Genomic DNA, 14,501 nt, shown 5'->3' with positions numbered 1-14,501 from the left:
GAGGCCATCGTATTCTTCACGGTCGCCATCATGGGGTTTGCTACCACTTTAGTGCTGACCCTTTCTTTTATGCAACTATTCAAAACACCCCGAAAAGCGCAGAAAAAAACGGTTTAAATTTAAAAATACCGTTTGTGTGTTATTTAATTAGCTGTATATTTGCATCCGCTTATTGAAAAAATAGGCGGTAAATCAAACAAATACACATTATATGTATGCAATCGTAGAGATGGCAGGGCAGCAATTTAAAGTTGCGAAAGACCAAAAAGTGTATGTACACCGTTTACAGACCGAAGAAGGCAAAAAGGTAACTTTTGGCAATGTACTTCTTTTGGGCGACGGATCGGACATCACCATTGGCGCCCCGGCCATAGACGGAGCCGCAGTCGAGGCCAAAGTCATTAGGCACCTTAGGGGTGACAAAGTAATCGTCTTCAAGAAGAAAAGACGTAAAGGGTACCAAAAGAAAAACGGACACCGTCAATCGCTGACCGAAATCGTAATCGAGAGTATCCTTACCAAAGGCGCTAAAAAATCCGATACTAAGGAGGAAGCAATAAAACCCAATTCCGCAAAAGCAACCGAAAGCAAGGCATCTTCTAAAAAGGAAGGTAAGGATACAATACAGGAGGCCACTGGAAAATCGGCACCTGTGGAAAAATCGGTAGCTTCAAAACCAAAGACTGAAAAGGCGGCCCCAAAAAAGGCGGCCCCAAAGAAAACGGAAACAAAGCCAAAATCCGACAAGGACGAGGTCAGCGAGAATTTGGTTACCCGTGCCGAGCATAGGGCAGAAGACCAACATATCGAAATCAATGTGGACAAGTTGCTTCACAGTATCGGCACATCCACAAAAGCGGATGCCGACGACTTGAAGGAAATCAACGGTATCGGTCCCGCTTATGAGGAAAAGTTGAACGAAGTGGGCGTCTATACCTACGAACAGATCAGTAAACTGAAGGCCGCCGATAGGGACGAGCTTTCTGCACTGGACGGTATTACCCGCGAAAAAATTGAATCCGAAGAATGGGTAAAACAGGCCAAGGAATTGCTTAAGAAGAAGTAAGCCGGTTGCAGTAAGCCGCAGCACCTAGACTTCGGGAATAATCAATAATTAAGAATCAATAATTTTTTAAGCCATGGCACATAAAAAAGGAGTAGGTAGTTCTAAAAACGGTAGGGAATCGGAATCGAAACGCTTGGGCGTTAAGATTTTCGGTGGCCAGGCCGCTACCGCCGGCAATATAATTGTCAGACAACGCGGTACAAAACACAATCCCGGCCAAAACGTATATCTTGGAAAAGATCACACCTTACACGCCCGTGTAGACGGTCTTGTGAAATTCGAAAAGAAAGTCGGTGGAAAGTCGTATGTTTCCATTGAACCTTTTGAGGCTTAATTACATTCGATACGCTAATAATTAAAAAACCCTCTTCAGCCTTTTGGAGAGGGTTTTTTAATTTTTCGACTAGTGTGCCTGCCTGCCATGATGCAGATCTCCAACAACTAAAATCTAGTATCTGTAGTACTCCGGCTTGAACGGTCCCTTTACTTCCACTCCGATATACTCCGCCTGATCGGGCTTCAGTTCTGTAAGTTCCGCATCTAGACGTGATAAGTGCAGTTCCGCCACTTTTTCGTCCAAGTGCTTGGGAAGCATGTACACCTCGTTTTCGTAGTTGTCGCTGTTCTTCCAAAGTTCGATCTGTGCCAAAGTTTGGTTCGTGAACGAGTTGCTCATTACGAAGCTTGGGTGGCCGGTAGCACAGCCCAAATTGACCAAACGGCCCTCTGCGAGTACAATAATATCTTTACCATCAATGGTATACTTGTCTACCTGAGGTTTAATTTCATCTTTGGTGTCGCCATAGTTTTTGTTCAGCCATGCCATATCGATCTCATTGTCGAAGTGGCCGATATTACAGACAATGGCCTTGTCTTTCATCGCCTTGAAATGTTCTGGGCGGATGATATCCTTATTTCCGGTCGTGGTGATTATGATATCGGCCTTGCCGACTACATTTTCCAATCTTTTTACCTCGAACCCGTCCATACAGGCCTGCAGGGCGCAGATGGGATCGATTTCGGTGACGGTAATGATGGAGCCGGCGCCTTTAAAGGAAGCGGCAGTGCCTTTTCCCACGTCCCCGTAACCACAAACCACCACTTTTTTTCCGGCGAGCATGGTATCGGTCGCACGGCGAATGGCATCGACGGCACTTTCGCGGCAGCCGAATTTATTATCGAACTTTGATTTGGTAACGGAATCGTTCACGTTGATAGCGGGCATGGGAAGCGTTCCTTTTTTCACGCGCTCATAAAGCCGGTGAACCCCGGTAGTAGTTTCTTCGGAAAGGCCGTTGATGTTACCGGACAGTTCAGGGTATTGGTCCAATACCATATTGGTGAGATCACCACCATCGTCCAAAATCATGTTCAGGGGCTTGCGGTCCTCGCCAAAGAACAAGGTCTGTTCGATACACCAGTTGAATTCCTCTTCGTTCATGCCTTTCCAGGCATAAACGGGAATACCGGCAGCGGCAATGGCGGCAGCGGCGTGGTCCTGTGTAGAGAAGATGTTGCAAGAACTCCACGTAACCTCCGCGCCCAAGGCAACTAAAGTCTCGATAAGTACGGCGGTCTGGATGGTCATATGAAGACATCCGGCGATACGCGCGCCTTTTAGGGGCTGCTCGTTTCCGTATTCTTCACGCAATGACATCAGTCCAGGCATTTCGGCCTCGGCGAGTTCGATTTCCTTTCTTCCCCAGTCCGCCAAGGCGATATCCTTTACTTTATGGGGTACAAATGCTACAGTTTTGGTATCCATCTTCTTTTTATTTTTTACTTTCGTTACTATCCATGGATACGGACTATTGTTTGGGATAATCCGTAAGCTGTCAAAGTTAAGAAAATCGTTTATAAACCTATGCCTCTTTACAATACATTAACGGTAAGCGCCTCGACCAAGGCTTTTCTTTGGCAGGTAACGGAATCGGAGTCCGAACTTTCTAAAGGGATTTCCTTAACGCCACATTGCGAAAAAAGGATGGAAGGTATGAAATCGGAATTGCACCGCAGGGCATTTTTGAGCATCCGCCATTTGATGGCACAGGCCGGCCATGTCGATCAAGACCTCTATTACGACGAGGCCGGGAAACCGCACCTAAAGAATGGGAGCAAGATTTCCATTACGCACTCGCACCATTTCACGGGCATTATTGTCAGTTCGGATAAGGAAGTAGGCATCGACATCGAAATGCAGCGGGAAAAGATACTGCGCATTGCCCATAAATTTACACCCATCGAAGAATATAGTACCATCGCCAATACCGATGCGCTGATCCGAAAGCTGACCATCGTTTGGGGCGCCAAGGAAGCCCTATATAAAATTTATCCCGAGCCGGGACTCAGTTTTCTGCACCATATCAACGTAAAGGATTTTTCTTTCGAGGATGACCGCACCACCGCAGGCATACTTTATAAGGGGGTGGAGTCGTTCTATATGATCGAATTTTTGGAGTTTGAGGGTTTCACGTGCGTCTATGCGATAAAAAGTTAGTTGAGGGTGAAATGCGAAATAGATTCCCGTCGCAGCCTGTGCTGGGCACAACCTAAGTACGGGAACGACAAAGATACAGTTATGAACATATCCGTAGAATTAACCTTCTCCCCTTTACAAAGCGATTTCGAAGTCCACATCATCGGTTTTATCAAAAAGCTCCGGGCATCGGGACTGACGGTTTTAGAAAATCCGCTCAGTACCCAGGTCTATGGCGATTATGATAGGGTGATGAAGGTGCTGAACGAAGAGATAAAAACTGCTTTTGATTTGATGGACAAGGGCTTACTCTATCTAAAAATCGTAAAATCGGACCGCAGCGCGTATGAGCCCCATTTTTGATTGGATCTTTGCGCAGTACGAAGGTATCCCTACCCATTTGGTGGTATTGGAAATCATTGCCGTGGTCTTCGGGTTTTTGAGCGTATGGTATTCCAAGCGGGAGAACATCCTTGTTTTTCCGACCGGGATCATTAGTACGGCCATCTTTGTATACATCCTATTAGTTTTCGGACTTTTGGGCGATATGCTGATCAATGCCTACTATTTTTCCATGAGTATCTATGGCTGGTATGTTTGGACGCGCAAGGTCGATACTACCCATTTTATTGCCATTACCGAAACGACATCCAAAGAAAACAGACAATCCCTTATCCTATTTATGGCCGCGGTTATTTTCGTGTGTGCCATATATCTCTATTTCGATAAGTTCAATAATTGGACGGCCTATGTCGACACCTTGACCACCGCCATCTTTTTCGTAGGGATGTGGCTGATGGCCAAAAAGAAATTGGAAAATTGGGTGTATTGGATAATCGGGGATATCATATCGGTTCCTTTATATTGGTATAAAGGACTTATATTTACTTCGCTGCAATACTTTTTATTCACCATCATTGCCGTCTATGGATATCTTGCATGGAAGAAAAGCTTAAACAAAAGTCCTCGGACGTTATTAAGGTAGTTCTTTTTGGCCCGGAATCCACAGGAAAGACTACCTTGTCCGAGCAACTCGCCCGCCATTACAACACGGTTTGGGTGCCGGAATATGCCCGGGAATACCTTCAGAAAAAGTGGAACGACGAGCGCAAGACCTGTGAACCCCATGACCTATTGCCTATCGCCGAAGGGCAGATGCAGTTGGAAAACGAACTGACCGAAAAAGCAACGCATATTCTCATCTGCGATACCGATCTGCTCGAAACCAAAGTATATTCCGAAGCTTATTACATAGGTAATTGCGACCCCTTACTGGAAAAGTATGCGCTTCAAAATACGTATGACCTATACCTATTGACCTATGTAGACATCCCGTGGGTGGGCGACGATTTAAGGGATAAGCCCAATGAGCGTGAAAAGATGTTTGCTTATTTCAAGGAAACTTTGGAAAAATATAATAGGAATTTTGTTATATTGAAGGGCGATAAAAAAACACGGTTGGAGACGGCCGTTTCGAAAATCGATAAACTGACATTAAAACCATGACACTGACAAAGAACGATTTAGAACTACTATCCAAAAAAGGAATTTCCGAAAGAAAGGTAAACGCGCAGATCGAAACCTTTAAAGAAGGGATACCCTTTGTACAACTCGAAAAGGCCGTAACGGTAGGGGAAGGGATTTCGAAGTTCACGCCCGAGGAGGAAAAGCAGCTTATTGAGCGGTTTGATGCGGCGCAAGACGAAATGGCATTGCTTAAGTTCGTACCGGCTTCGGGCGCGGCATCGCGTATGTTCAGGGCGCTGTTCAATTTTTTGGAAGCCTATGATCCATCCGAAGAAAGCTTGGACGATTATTTTGAACGATCGGGCGATACCGATATGAAGACGTTTCATGAAGGCCTTACCGATTTTCCCTTTTATAAGATCGTAGAACATCGCATTACCGGAAGGGCATCCTCTAAAGACGAAGAAGTATATCTGTTCGTAAAGGAAATGATGTCGGAGGATGCGTTGAACTATGGATTCTATCCGAAGGGACTTTTACCGTTCCACAAATATAGCGACCATACCGCTACGCCTTTTGAAGAACATCTAAAGGAAGCATCGGCGTATGCCAAAACCGGCGATACCGCAACATTACATTTCACCATTTCCGAACAGCACGGCGATATGTTCAACAAAGAATTCTCGAATTGTAAGGGTAGGGTTTCATCCGCAATGCAGACTTCGTTCAACGTCAGCTATTCCTATCAAAAACCATCGACGGATACCATTGCCGTAGATATGGACAACGAACCTTTTCGCACAGACGATGGTAATGTGCTGTTCAGGCCCGGTGGCCACGGCGCCCTGATAGAAAACCTGAACGAACAAGATGCCGACATCGTCTTTATAAAGAATATCGACAATGTAACCGTACCCAGATTTGCCAATGATGTAGTCGATAGTAAAAAGGTATTGGCCGGTGTGTTGCTCAAAGTGCAGGCAAAGGCCTTTGAATATGCAAAACGCTTGAATGATGGCGATTTGACCGCTGGGCAACTGGACGAAATCAAAACTTTTTTGGAAAGTGAACTCAACGGACGCCTTTCCGATACTTTTGCCAGTTTTAATATCGGACAACAGATCGATATAGTAAAGGATAAAATAAACAGGCCCATCCGTATTTGCGGTATGGTGAAGAACGAGGGCGAGCCAGGGGGAGGTCCGTTTTGGGTCAAAGACCGAAATGGAAACGTGTCGCTACAGATCATCGAATCGGCCCAGATCGATATGAACAGGTCCGATCAGGCTGATATCCTTAAAAACGCGACCCACTTCAATCCCGTTGATCTAGTGTGCGGTATCAAGAACTATAAGGGAGAAAAGTACGACTTGATGAATTTTGTAGATACCAAGCAAGGCTTCATTACCGGAAAGACCAAAGATGGCCGGGAGCTGAAAGCTTTGGAACTGCCCGGATTATGGAACGGGGCCATGGCCTATTGGAATACCCTATTCGTAGAGGTGCCCCTGCAGACGTTCAGTCCCGTTAAAACCGTGAACGATCTATTGAAACCCGTACATCAAGTCAAATAGTGTAGGGCGATTTCTCCAACTATTCCGATAAAACCTAAAAAAGTGTGTAAACCTTACACACTTTTTTAGGTTTTTACACACTGGTATACATGCCTATATTAATTTAAATATAATTAAGTATCTGATAATCAGTGTTTTTATACGATATTTGGTGTTATTTCATGATTGGCACTATTTTCCCTTTATACTAATCGACTATCAAAATGAACTGATACTCAAAACAAATAAATACAAATTTTAATTTAAACACACACAAAATGAAAAATTTAATGATTGCCGCAGTACTTGCCCTTGGGACAATGACTGCTTTCGCACAAGAAGAGACTGCTGTTGAAGAAACTGCTACTGAAGCTACCGAAGCTGTAGAGGAATCTACTGAAGAGGCTACCGAAGCTGTTGAAGAGTCGGCTGAAGAAGCTGTCGAAGAAACTACCGAGGTTGCTGAAGAAGCTACCGAAGAAGTTGCTGCCCAAGACGGTTTCAACGAAGTTGCTACAGAAGAAGTACCAGAAGCTATCACTGCCGCTTTGGAAGAGGCGCATCCTGGATCTTCTATCGACAAGGCTTCTATGAATGCAGATGGTCAATACAAATTGGAAGTTACTACCGAAGACGGTGAGTCAGCTAAATTGTATGCCGATGCCGAAGGTAACTGGATTGAAATGTAATTCGAGACATTATCTCGCCAAGCTTTTATAGCTTGGTACTGAAAAGCCCCGATTGCCGAAAGGTAGTCGGGGCTTTTTTATGGGGTCAAATCGAGGATGACAAGGTTTTAGAGGATGACAAAGTTTATCGGAGTTGAAATTTTTGTACCTCCCTTGGCTATTGTCTCTTTTGAGTTCCTAGAGCTACTTTGTCAAAGTTTTTGAGCCAGCTTCTTTGCCAAAGGTAAATTGGGTATCTATCAGGGAGACCGAAACTTCAAGCGTCGTATACATTTTACACGCTTTCCAAAAATAAGTATACAGAATTACACAGTTTCAAATCCGTTCAAATTTTTTAAAATTCTGAATATCAGCGCAATAGGACTTTATTGTGTTTTGGTATCATTATTTCAATACTAATTTCAGTTTAACAAATTAAAACTAGAACCATGAAAAATTTAATGATCGCCGCAGTATTGTCCTTAGGAACAATGACTGCTTTTGCTCAAGAAGAAAACGCCGTTGAAGAAGCTGGAACAGCTGTTGAAGAAACTGCAACTGAAGCTACAGAGGCTGTTGAAGAAACGGCTACCGATGCAGTAGATGCCGAAACTACCGATGCAGTAGAGGCCACCCAAGGTGATTTCGCCGAAGTAGGTGCAGATGAATTACCAGAATCGGTAACTGCAGCAGTATCTAAAAATTATCCAACTGCCTCTATCGACAAGGCATACGTTAATGAAGCAAATCAATACAAGTTAGAAGTATCATTGGAAGATGGTACAGCCGGAACTTTGTACGCTGACGAAAACGGTAACTGGATCGAAATGTAAATATCTGAAGTTATTTGTTTTGTATCAAGTTGGTTTGGTCGGAAAGGGGTCGTATTTATGCGACCCCTTTTTTTTTGGTTTAAATGTATTGAAAGTCCGCTCCAGACCTATTCGTAATTTCATGGCTCAATAGGCATCCAAAGGTGTAATTGTTCCCTTGAATAAATTAAGGTACGTGAGCTATTGGAAAAATGCGGGACATCAAAACAGGACTACCTTCGATAGGGGTAACGATCTAGAATTAAAAGCCTAAAGAATAAACAATTTGAACTGTAGAATTTTTATACGATCTACACAGTGGTACACAGAATTACACACTCATAATACTCATGTTAAAATATAAACTACTATCAATCAATGGCTTATAAATAGTAATATTTTTGGTACACTTTTTTCAATGTACACTATGAATTTAATTTATTTAATCCAAAATTAGAACATCATGAAAAAGTTATTTATCACAGCCGTATTTGCATTAGGAAGTTTAACCGCCTTTGCTCAAGAAGAGCAAGCTACCGAGGCCCAAGATGCTGCAACTGAAGTACAGGAAGAGGCTACTGAAGTACAGGAAGAGGCTACTGATGCCGCGGCCGAAGGTCAAGAGGCTGCAACTGAAGCTGTTGCCCAAGACGATTTCAGCGAAATCGCTATCGAAGAAGTCCCTGAAGCCGTTACTTCAATGATCGAGACTAACTATCCAGGTGCTACTGTAAACAGTGCTGCCAAGAACGAAGCTGGTCATTACAAAGTAGAGGTTTCTTTGGAGGATGGAACTTCAGGTGCCCTTATCGTTGACGAAGAAGGTAACGCTGTTGAGCAGTAAGAATAATTAAGTCGCTTGGGGAAACCCAATGGCGGATAATGGAAAGGGAACCGTTTTTTGAAACGGTTCCCTTTTTTATGCGGTATAGCGTAGTTGTTCTAATGAGGATGCATATCGGATAAAGACTTTTTAAGATAAATTTAGTTAAAAAACGGCTTTCTTGTGGTATTTTTACATGGTTACTACTTACTGATTCCAAGAACGCAATATGCCAAACCTTTTGATTATTGAAGACGATGCAGCATTCTGCCAAATGCTCCAAAAGTTTTTGACCAAACACGGCTACGACGTAGAGATCAGTTTTACCGCACCGGACGCCAAAGAGAAGTTCGAGAACAATAACTTCGACCTTATCCTTACCGACTTGAGGCTGCCCGATTACGATGGCATACAGCTGTTGGGCGATATCAAGAGCGTGAACCCGAAGACCCAAGTAATAGTAATGACCGGTTACGCCGAGGTAGGCTCGGCCGTTAACGCGATGAAAAAGGGGGCGTTTGACTACATTTCAAAGCCTTTTACCCCTGATGAGATCGTAATGATTCTTGACAATGCCCTTAAATCCCAAATACCTAGGGACTCAGATTTACGGGTCACACATGCAAATCCTAGTTCGCAGGAAAACGGGAACGGTTCCCCGAGAAGCGAACTCCCGAAAGTAAACATATCTGATGAAACGGTAGTCAAAGGTATTAGCGAGGCATCCCAAAAATTACTGCAGTATATCGATTTAGTGGCGCCGACCGATATGTCCGTCTTGATTACGGGAGAGAGTGGCACCGGAAAAGAAGTTACCGCCAAGGCCATACACGATGGCAGTAAACGAAAAGGCTTTAATTTCATTGCGGTGGACTGTGGTGCTATTCCCAAGGAATTGGCGACAAGCGAATTTTTTGGCCATATCAAAGGAAGTTTCACGGGTGCCATTGAAGATAAGATGGGCAATTTTGAGGCGGCCGATAAGGGTACTTTGTTTTTAGACGAAGTGGGAAATCTATCCTATGAAAATCAGATACAACTACTCCGTGCCTTGCAGGAACGTAAGATTAAAAGGGTAGGCAGTACCAAGGAAATCGGGGTAGATGTGCGTATCATCACCGCTACGAACGAAGATTTGACCGAGGCGGTAGAAGCGGGAACCTTCCGCGAGGACCTTTACCATCGGCTGAACGAATTTTCGATTCAGATACCTTCTTTGGAAGAGCGGTTCGAAGACCTTACCCTTTTCGCCGAGAACTTTTTGCGAAAGGCGAATACCGTTCTCCATAAAAATGTGGACGGTTTTTCGGATGAGGTGTGGGAGGCCTTTCAGCAGTACCGTTGGCCCGGAAACCTTCGTGAACTACAGAATGTCATCAAAAGGGCCGTTCTATTGACCACTGGCGATGAGGTGCAGCTAGCTGCCCTGCCTAAGGAAGTTTTGCAGCCACAGGAAAGGGAATCGGTGGCCGATGGTTTTTCTAAATCCGAATTTGAAAAGGATAGGATAATCAAGGCGCTGAAAAAAACGAACTTCAATAAATCAAAAGCTGCCAAGTTGCTACAGGTAACGCGAAAGACACTGTACAACAAGATCAACCACTATAACTTGGATCTTTAGCCTAATTCATCACAGGCCGCTCTTCCATTTCGGAAACAAGGGCCTTCACATGGGTTTTAAGTTGCCGTAGGGACAGCAATAGCGCCTCGCTATCCATTTTTTCGGTAGTCGCAAGCTCCATTTTTTCCAAAATGGAAACAGACTCCCTTACCTTCAATTGGCGAAACATAGGAAGCATCCGGTGGGCGACATGGTTAACCTGGTCGTAGTCGTTCGCCACAACGGTCTCCTCCAAAAGCTGCATATTGGTTCGCGTGTCGTTTAAAAAGGTTTGGAGTACCTCATAAATGGCATCTTCGTTTTTTCCTAAAAAAGAGTGGATAATATCGAGGTTGTATAATATCGGGCTTTCTGGCGATTCCACGGCAGCTTCTTCTTTTTTCGGTGCTTTAGCGGTAGCGATGCCCAATAATTTTAAGGTGGCGACCAGTTCACCTTTGGTAAAAGGTTTTTGTAGCACTTGGGTAAAGCCTATGCTGGTATAGGATTCAGGCCCTAGATCTCTCCGGCCGGTCATGGCGATAATGGGCTGATCGGAGTAGTGTTCATACTTGCCCGACCGCAGGCGTTTTAGAACTTCGAAACCGGTTACCTGGGGCATTTGAATATCGGTTAGTACAATATCATAGGCCAAATGAGAATCTTCTTCTATAGAAAGAAAATTGGTAAAGGTGTGGGCGGTAATACCCATGCTTTCGGCCAGTTCGCGCAACATATGCAGCAGCGAGGTGTCGTCGTCGATGATCAGCATCCGCAGTTTTGGGGCCATGTAGGGCATTTCTTTATCCGCTTCCCGTACCGCGTTGGTAATCTCTAAGGGTAGTTGAAAGGTAAACGTGCTGCCCTCGCCCAATTTGCTCTGTAACGTCAAGGAACCATGCAGCAGTTCGGCCAGTTTTTTCGATATGGTGAGTCCTAATCCATGGCCACCGAATTTTTTTTCGGTATCGCTATCGGCTTGGGTAAATTCCTTGAAAATGAGATATTGTTTTTCTTTGGCGATTCCGATACCGGTATCCGTAACCCCGATTTTTGCAATCAGTTCTTTCCCTCTTCCGCCATCTGCCGTGGCGGTGATTTTAATGTGGCCGTTTTCGGTGAATTTAAAGGCATTTCCGATGAGATTGGTCAGTACTTGGCGTATCCTGAAAGGGTCTCCCAAAACGGTTTTTTCAAGTTCGGGAGCGATATCGAGTATCAATTTCAATTTTTTGCTGGCGTGAAGTGCTTGAAGGTTTTCGGCGGTTTCCTGAATTAAATTGGCCGCTATGAAGGGTACTTTTTCGATGTTCAGTTTTCCGGCCTCCAGTTTTGAGAAGTCCAAAAGGTCGTTTACTAGATTGCCTACATATTCCGATGCCGATTTTACATTTTTAATGTATCCTTTCTGTTTTTTGGTCAGCTCGGTGCTCTCTAGAAGTTCAGAATATCCACTGATGGTGTTCAATGGGGTACGCAGGTCATGGCTAACGGTCGATATTAGCTGTTCCCTACTTTTTAAAAGGGATTCCGAGAATTTTTTCTCCTTTTCCAACTTCACCCGATATGTTTGAACTTTCCAATAATCCCGGGTAATCAAGAAAGAGAAGATGCCGACGATAAAGAAGCCGATTAAGGCGGCAAGCCCGGCAATACGGGTCGTTCTTTTGAGTGCGGCCTGTTTTTTTAGGTTGCTCTCGTAACTACTGGCCATCACCTCTTGTTCGAACGCCGTAATGATGTTCTGAAGCTGTCGGGAAAGCTCCCGGTCGTTTCGGTTCACCTCCAGTTCTTTGCGGGTCAGCGAATACCGTGATCTGGAATCCTGGAGTTTTGCTTTTCGCAGCATTTCCTTCGATGCACTCAGAATGGAATCAATATAAGCGTTATTGGCCGTGCCATCGGCATTTATGGGAGCATTTTTGTTAATGAGCGCAGCATACTCCCGTAGCGATTTTTGGACTTTCGGTGATTCTTGGGCGAAATTCGGAAAGAGGTTTTCGGCTGAAAATTTACCATAGGACTCGTTGATTTTTTCAAATTCCTTCAAGGCTTTGTCCAAAGAATTGTTCGAGGTGCTTTTTAGTTTGAGGCGTTTCAACTCATTATTATTTGCGACCTTTTGCCCCAAAAGTTGCTGTAGGCTATCCAAAAGACTTTTTTGTTCGCTGCCCTGCATGAGCTGTTTCAAGGTGTCGATTTCGAGCTGTATCGAGTCGATACGAAGGGCGTAGGCGTCGAAATTAGTATTTGCATCGCCCTCTAACGCCAATTTCGAAAGGCTTTCGGCCTCGTAGAGATTGGTCACCAAAGTACTGGTACGCAATAGTTTTACATCATTGCCGTCCGAGGTCTCCGTAGAGATATAGGTTTTTATTTCCGTATAGACAAAGTAGCCTACCGCGGTCGCCAAAACGGCCAATATCAAATAGCTGGCCACGATTTTAAGGGTGAATTTATTTTTGGATTTTTTGGATTCGCTTACCATATATTCAGTGACTATAAACCTTGTTAAAAATACGGATATAAAGCAGATAGGGTTTATAAGGAAGCGTTAATTGTTGCATTGTTGGTCCTTGGGAGTAATTTTTTTCAATTTTTAGTTATGAATTCCACTACGGGAACACTATCTTTACACCATCTCAAAGGGGTGCTAATTCCCGAACTGATTCAGGCGGGTCCTGAAAACAAGTTTAGGATGAAGCTGAGATCATACCCAATGAACCTGGGCGGGTAATGCCGCCAAGGGATGGTACGAGTTTTGCGTACTGCTTGGAAATTCTACGTCCTTGACTGGACAAAAATCATGTTTAACTTAGAATAATAGCCCCTTTTATTCGTAAATATTTTTTACGGATGAAAACTATATTCACAATTACGGCTCTTTTCGGGCTGACCACGGGCATATCGGCCCAAGAACAACAAATCGATGCTGCAGAGGGAACAAAAGTTGTACTCGACGAAGTATTCGTACAGGCCGTGCGCGTCACCAAGTCCGCCCCGGTAACCTTCTCCAATTTGAAAAAGGAAGAAATTGCCCCGCGTAATTTAGGGCAGGATATTCCTGTGCTCCTCAACTTTTTGCCGGCCGTGGTAACGACCTCCAATGCCGGGGCCGGGGTAGGGTATACCGGTATCCGGGTGCGTGGTAGCGATGCCACAAGGGTAAACGTAACGATTAATGGTATACCGTACAATGACTCGGAATCGCACGGTACTTTTTGGGTCAATATGCCCGATTTTGCTTCCTCCATAGAAAGCCTGCAATTACAACGCGGCGTCGGTACGTCTACGAACGGCGCCGGAGCGTTCGGTGCCAGTCTGAATTTGTTGACCGATGCGGTTTCCGAAACCGCCTACGGACAGGTTTCCTCTTCCATCGGAAGTTTTAATACCCTTAGGAACAACATCAAGTTCAGTACCGGTTTACTGAACGAACATGTCGAAATCTCTGGCAGATTATCTAGAATTTCTTCGGATGGGTATGTAGATAGGGCATCCTCCGATCTGGACTCCTATTTTTTGCAAGCCGCTTACAAACATGACAACACCTTGATAAAGGCCTTGCTTTTTGGAGGTCATGAGGTTACCTATCAGTCCTGGAACGGTATCGATGCCGAGACCTTGAATGAAAACCGTACCTACAATACCGCCGGGGAATATACCGATGAAGAAGGCATTACCAAGTTCTACGACAACGAGGTCGATAATTATAAACAAGACCATGCCCAGCTCCTTTGGAACGAGCAGCTCTCCGATGCCTGGAGTACCAATATCGCTTTTCACTTTACGCACGGTCGCGGCTATTTCGAGCAGTACAGGGAAGATGAATCCTTTGCCGAATATGGATTTGAACCACTGACTTTTAACGATTCGCTGATAAACACCACCGACCTGATACGTCGCCGTTGGCTTGATAACGATTTCTATGGCACCGTTTTTTCCGCCAATTATTCCAAAAATAATCTAGGACTTATTTTTGGAGGGGGTCTTAACCGCTATGAGGGCGCACATTTCGGTGAAGTTATTTGGGCCC

The 14,501-nt window shown here is 44.5% G+C and carries 14 protein-coding genes, 1 pseudogene and 1 riboswitch; of the genes and pseudogenes, 13 read left to right on the top strand and 2 right to left on the bottom strand.

Annotated features, from left to right (window positions below; genetic code table 11):
- From ACEW8S_RS08035 to rpmA, 3 genes and pseudogenes are all read left to right on the top strand, one after another.
- Positions 1–117: pseudogene (locus ACEW8S_RS08035) on the top strand (DUF4199 domain-containing protein); the annotation flags it as partial.
- Between the two features lie 94 nt (positions 118–211).
- Positions 212–1,066 carry a 50S ribosomal protein L21 gene (gene rplU, locus ACEW8S_RS08030; protein WP_373517644.1) on the top strand — a complete coding sequence of 285 codons (855 nt, stop codon included), beginning with the start codon at positions 212–214 and terminating at the stop codon, positions 1,064–1,066.
- A gap of 73 nt (positions 1,067–1,139) precedes the next feature.
- A complete protein-coding gene (rpmA, locus tag ACEW8S_RS08025; protein ID WP_091864853.1) occupies positions 1,140–1,400 on the top strand; it encodes a 50S ribosomal protein L27 in 261 nt (86 codons plus the stop codon).
- A 114-nt stretch (positions 1,401–1,514) separates the two neighbouring features.
- Here rpmA and ahcY read toward each other — a convergent pair whose 3' ends face one another.
- Positions 1,515–2,831: an adenosylhomocysteinase gene (gene ahcY / locus ACEW8S_RS08020; RefSeq protein ID WP_373517643.1), complete on the bottom strand. Its 1,317-nt coding sequence runs from the start codon at positions 2,829–2,831 to the stop codon at positions 1,515–1,517.
- 99 nt (positions 2,832–2,930) lie between these two features.
- Between ahcY and ACEW8S_RS08015 the strand changes: the two genes are divergently transcribed.
- The 9 genes from ACEW8S_RS08015 to ACEW8S_RS07975 all read left to right on the top strand — a co-directional run bounded on the left by ACEW8S_RS08015 (position 2,931) and on the right by ACEW8S_RS07975 (position 10,486).
- Positions 2,931–3,563: a 4'-phosphopantetheinyl transferase superfamily protein gene (locus tag ACEW8S_RS08015; RefSeq protein WP_373517642.1), complete on the top strand. Its 633-nt coding sequence runs from the start codon at positions 2,931–2,933 to the stop codon at positions 3,561–3,563.
- 81 nt (positions 3,564–3,644) lie between these two features.
- The gene (locus ACEW8S_RS08010; protein WP_373517641.1) at positions 3,645–3,905 is read left to right on the top strand and encodes a hypothetical protein; all 261 of its coding nucleotides are present in this window, start codon (positions 3,645–3,647) and stop codon (positions 3,903–3,905) included.
- Positions 3,889–4,527 carry a nicotinamide riboside transporter PnuC gene (pnuC, locus tag ACEW8S_RS08005; protein ID WP_373517640.1) on the top strand — a complete coding sequence of 213 codons (639 nt, stop codon included), beginning with the start codon at positions 3,889–3,891 and terminating at the stop codon, positions 4,525–4,527. The genes ACEW8S_RS08010 and pnuC overlap by 17 nt, the downstream gene beginning before the upstream one ends.
- On the top strand, positions 4,482–5,048 hold the full coding sequence (locus tag ACEW8S_RS08000) for an AAA family ATPase (protein ID WP_373517639.1): 567 nt from the start codon (positions 4,482–4,484) through the stop codon (positions 5,046–5,048). Before pnuC ends, ACEW8S_RS08000 begins: the two co-directional genes overlap by 46 nt.
- A complete protein-coding gene (locus ACEW8S_RS07995; RefSeq protein WP_373517638.1) occupies positions 5,045–6,583 on the top strand; it encodes a DUF4301 family protein in 1,539 nt (512 codons plus the stop codon). Before ACEW8S_RS08000 ends, ACEW8S_RS07995 begins: the two co-directional genes overlap by 4 nt.
- A gap of 257 nt (positions 6,584–6,840) precedes the next feature.
- On the top strand, positions 6,841–7,251 hold the full coding sequence (locus tag ACEW8S_RS07990) for a hypothetical protein (protein ID WP_373517637.1): 411 nt from the start codon (positions 6,841–6,843) through the stop codon (positions 7,249–7,251).
- Between the two features lie 428 nt (positions 7,252–7,679).
- Positions 7,680–8,063, top strand: a complete 384-nt coding sequence (locus ACEW8S_RS07985; RefSeq protein ID WP_373517636.1) for a hypothetical protein — start codon at positions 7,680–7,682, stop codon at positions 8,061–8,063.
- A 442-nt stretch (positions 8,064–8,505) separates the two neighbouring features.
- A complete protein-coding gene (locus ACEW8S_RS07980) occupies positions 8,506–8,886 on the top strand; it encodes a hypothetical protein (protein ID WP_373517635.1) in 381 nt (126 codons plus the stop codon).
- Positions 8,887–9,094: 208 nt separating this feature from the next.
- Complete coding sequence (locus ACEW8S_RS07975; RefSeq protein WP_373517634.1) at positions 9,095–10,486, top strand: sigma-54-dependent transcriptional regulator; 1,392 nt, start codon at positions 9,095–9,097, stop codon at positions 10,484–10,486.
- 1 nt (position 10,487) lies between these two features.
- Here ACEW8S_RS07975 and ACEW8S_RS07970 read toward each other — a convergent pair whose 3' ends face one another.
- The gene (locus ACEW8S_RS07970) at positions 10,488–12,953 is read right to left on the bottom strand and encodes a hybrid sensor histidine kinase/response regulator (RefSeq protein WP_373517633.1); all 2,466 of its coding nucleotides are present in this window, start codon (positions 12,951–12,953) and stop codon (positions 10,488–10,490) included.
- Positions 12,954–13,101: 148 nt separating this feature from the next.
- A riboswitch (TPP riboswitch) is annotated at positions 13,102–13,232 on the top strand.
- Between the two features lie 89 nt (positions 13,233–13,321).
- Here ACEW8S_RS07970 and ACEW8S_RS07965 point away from each other — a divergent pair.
- Positions 13,322–14,501 (top strand): TonB-dependent receptor plug domain-containing protein (locus ACEW8S_RS07965; protein WP_373517632.1); only part of this gene is annotated, 1,180 nt, incomplete at its 3' end.

It is taken from the genome of Pricia sp. (assembly GCF_041745955.1).
Lineage (GTDB): Bacteria > Bacteroidota > Bacteroidia > Flavobacteriales > Flavobacteriaceae > Pricia.
Note: the sequence above shows the minus strand (reverse complement) of the source record. Positions and strands in the feature narration are given on the sequence as shown.

Coding starts and splice junctions, on each gene's coding strand:
- rplU (WP_373517644.1), top strand. CDS start 212: ATGTATGCAATCGTAGAGATGGCAGGGCAGCAATTTAAAGTTGCGAAA.
- rpmA (WP_091864853.1), top strand. CDS start 1,140: ATGGCACATAAAAAAGGAGTAGGTAGTTCTAAAAACGGTAGGGAATCG.
- ahcY (WP_373517643.1), bottom strand. CDS start 2,831: ATGGATACCAAAACTGTAGCATTTGTACCCCATAAAGTAAAGGATATC.
- ACEW8S_RS08015 (WP_373517642.1), top strand. CDS start 2,931: ATGCCTCTTTACAATACATTAACGGTAAGCGCCTCGACCAAGGCTTTT.
- ACEW8S_RS08010 (WP_373517641.1), top strand. CDS start 3,645: ATGAACATATCCGTAGAATTAACCTTCTCCCCTTTACAAAGCGATTTC.
- pnuC (WP_373517640.1), top strand. CDS start 3,889: ATGAGCCCCATTTTTGATTGGATCTTTGCGCAGTACGAAGGTATCCCT.
- ACEW8S_RS08000 (WP_373517639.1), top strand. CDS start 4,482: ATGGAAGAAAAGCTTAAACAAAAGTCCTCGGACGTTATTAAGGTAGTT.
- ACEW8S_RS07995 (WP_373517638.1), top strand. CDS start 5,045: ATGACACTGACAAAGAACGATTTAGAACTACTATCCAAAAAAGGAATT.
- ACEW8S_RS07990 (WP_373517637.1), top strand. CDS start 6,841: ATGAAAAATTTAATGATTGCCGCAGTACTTGCCCTTGGGACAATGACT.
- ACEW8S_RS07985 (WP_373517636.1), top strand. CDS start 7,680: ATGAAAAATTTAATGATCGCCGCAGTATTGTCCTTAGGAACAATGACT.
- ACEW8S_RS07980 (WP_373517635.1), top strand. CDS start 8,506: ATGAAAAAGTTATTTATCACAGCCGTATTTGCATTAGGAAGTTTAACC.
- ACEW8S_RS07975 (WP_373517634.1), top strand. CDS start 9,095: ATGCCAAACCTTTTGATTATTGAAGACGATGCAGCATTCTGCCAAATG.
- ACEW8S_RS07970 (WP_373517633.1), bottom strand. CDS start 12,953: ATGGTAAGCGAATCCAAAAAATCCAAAAATAAATTCACCCTTAAAATC.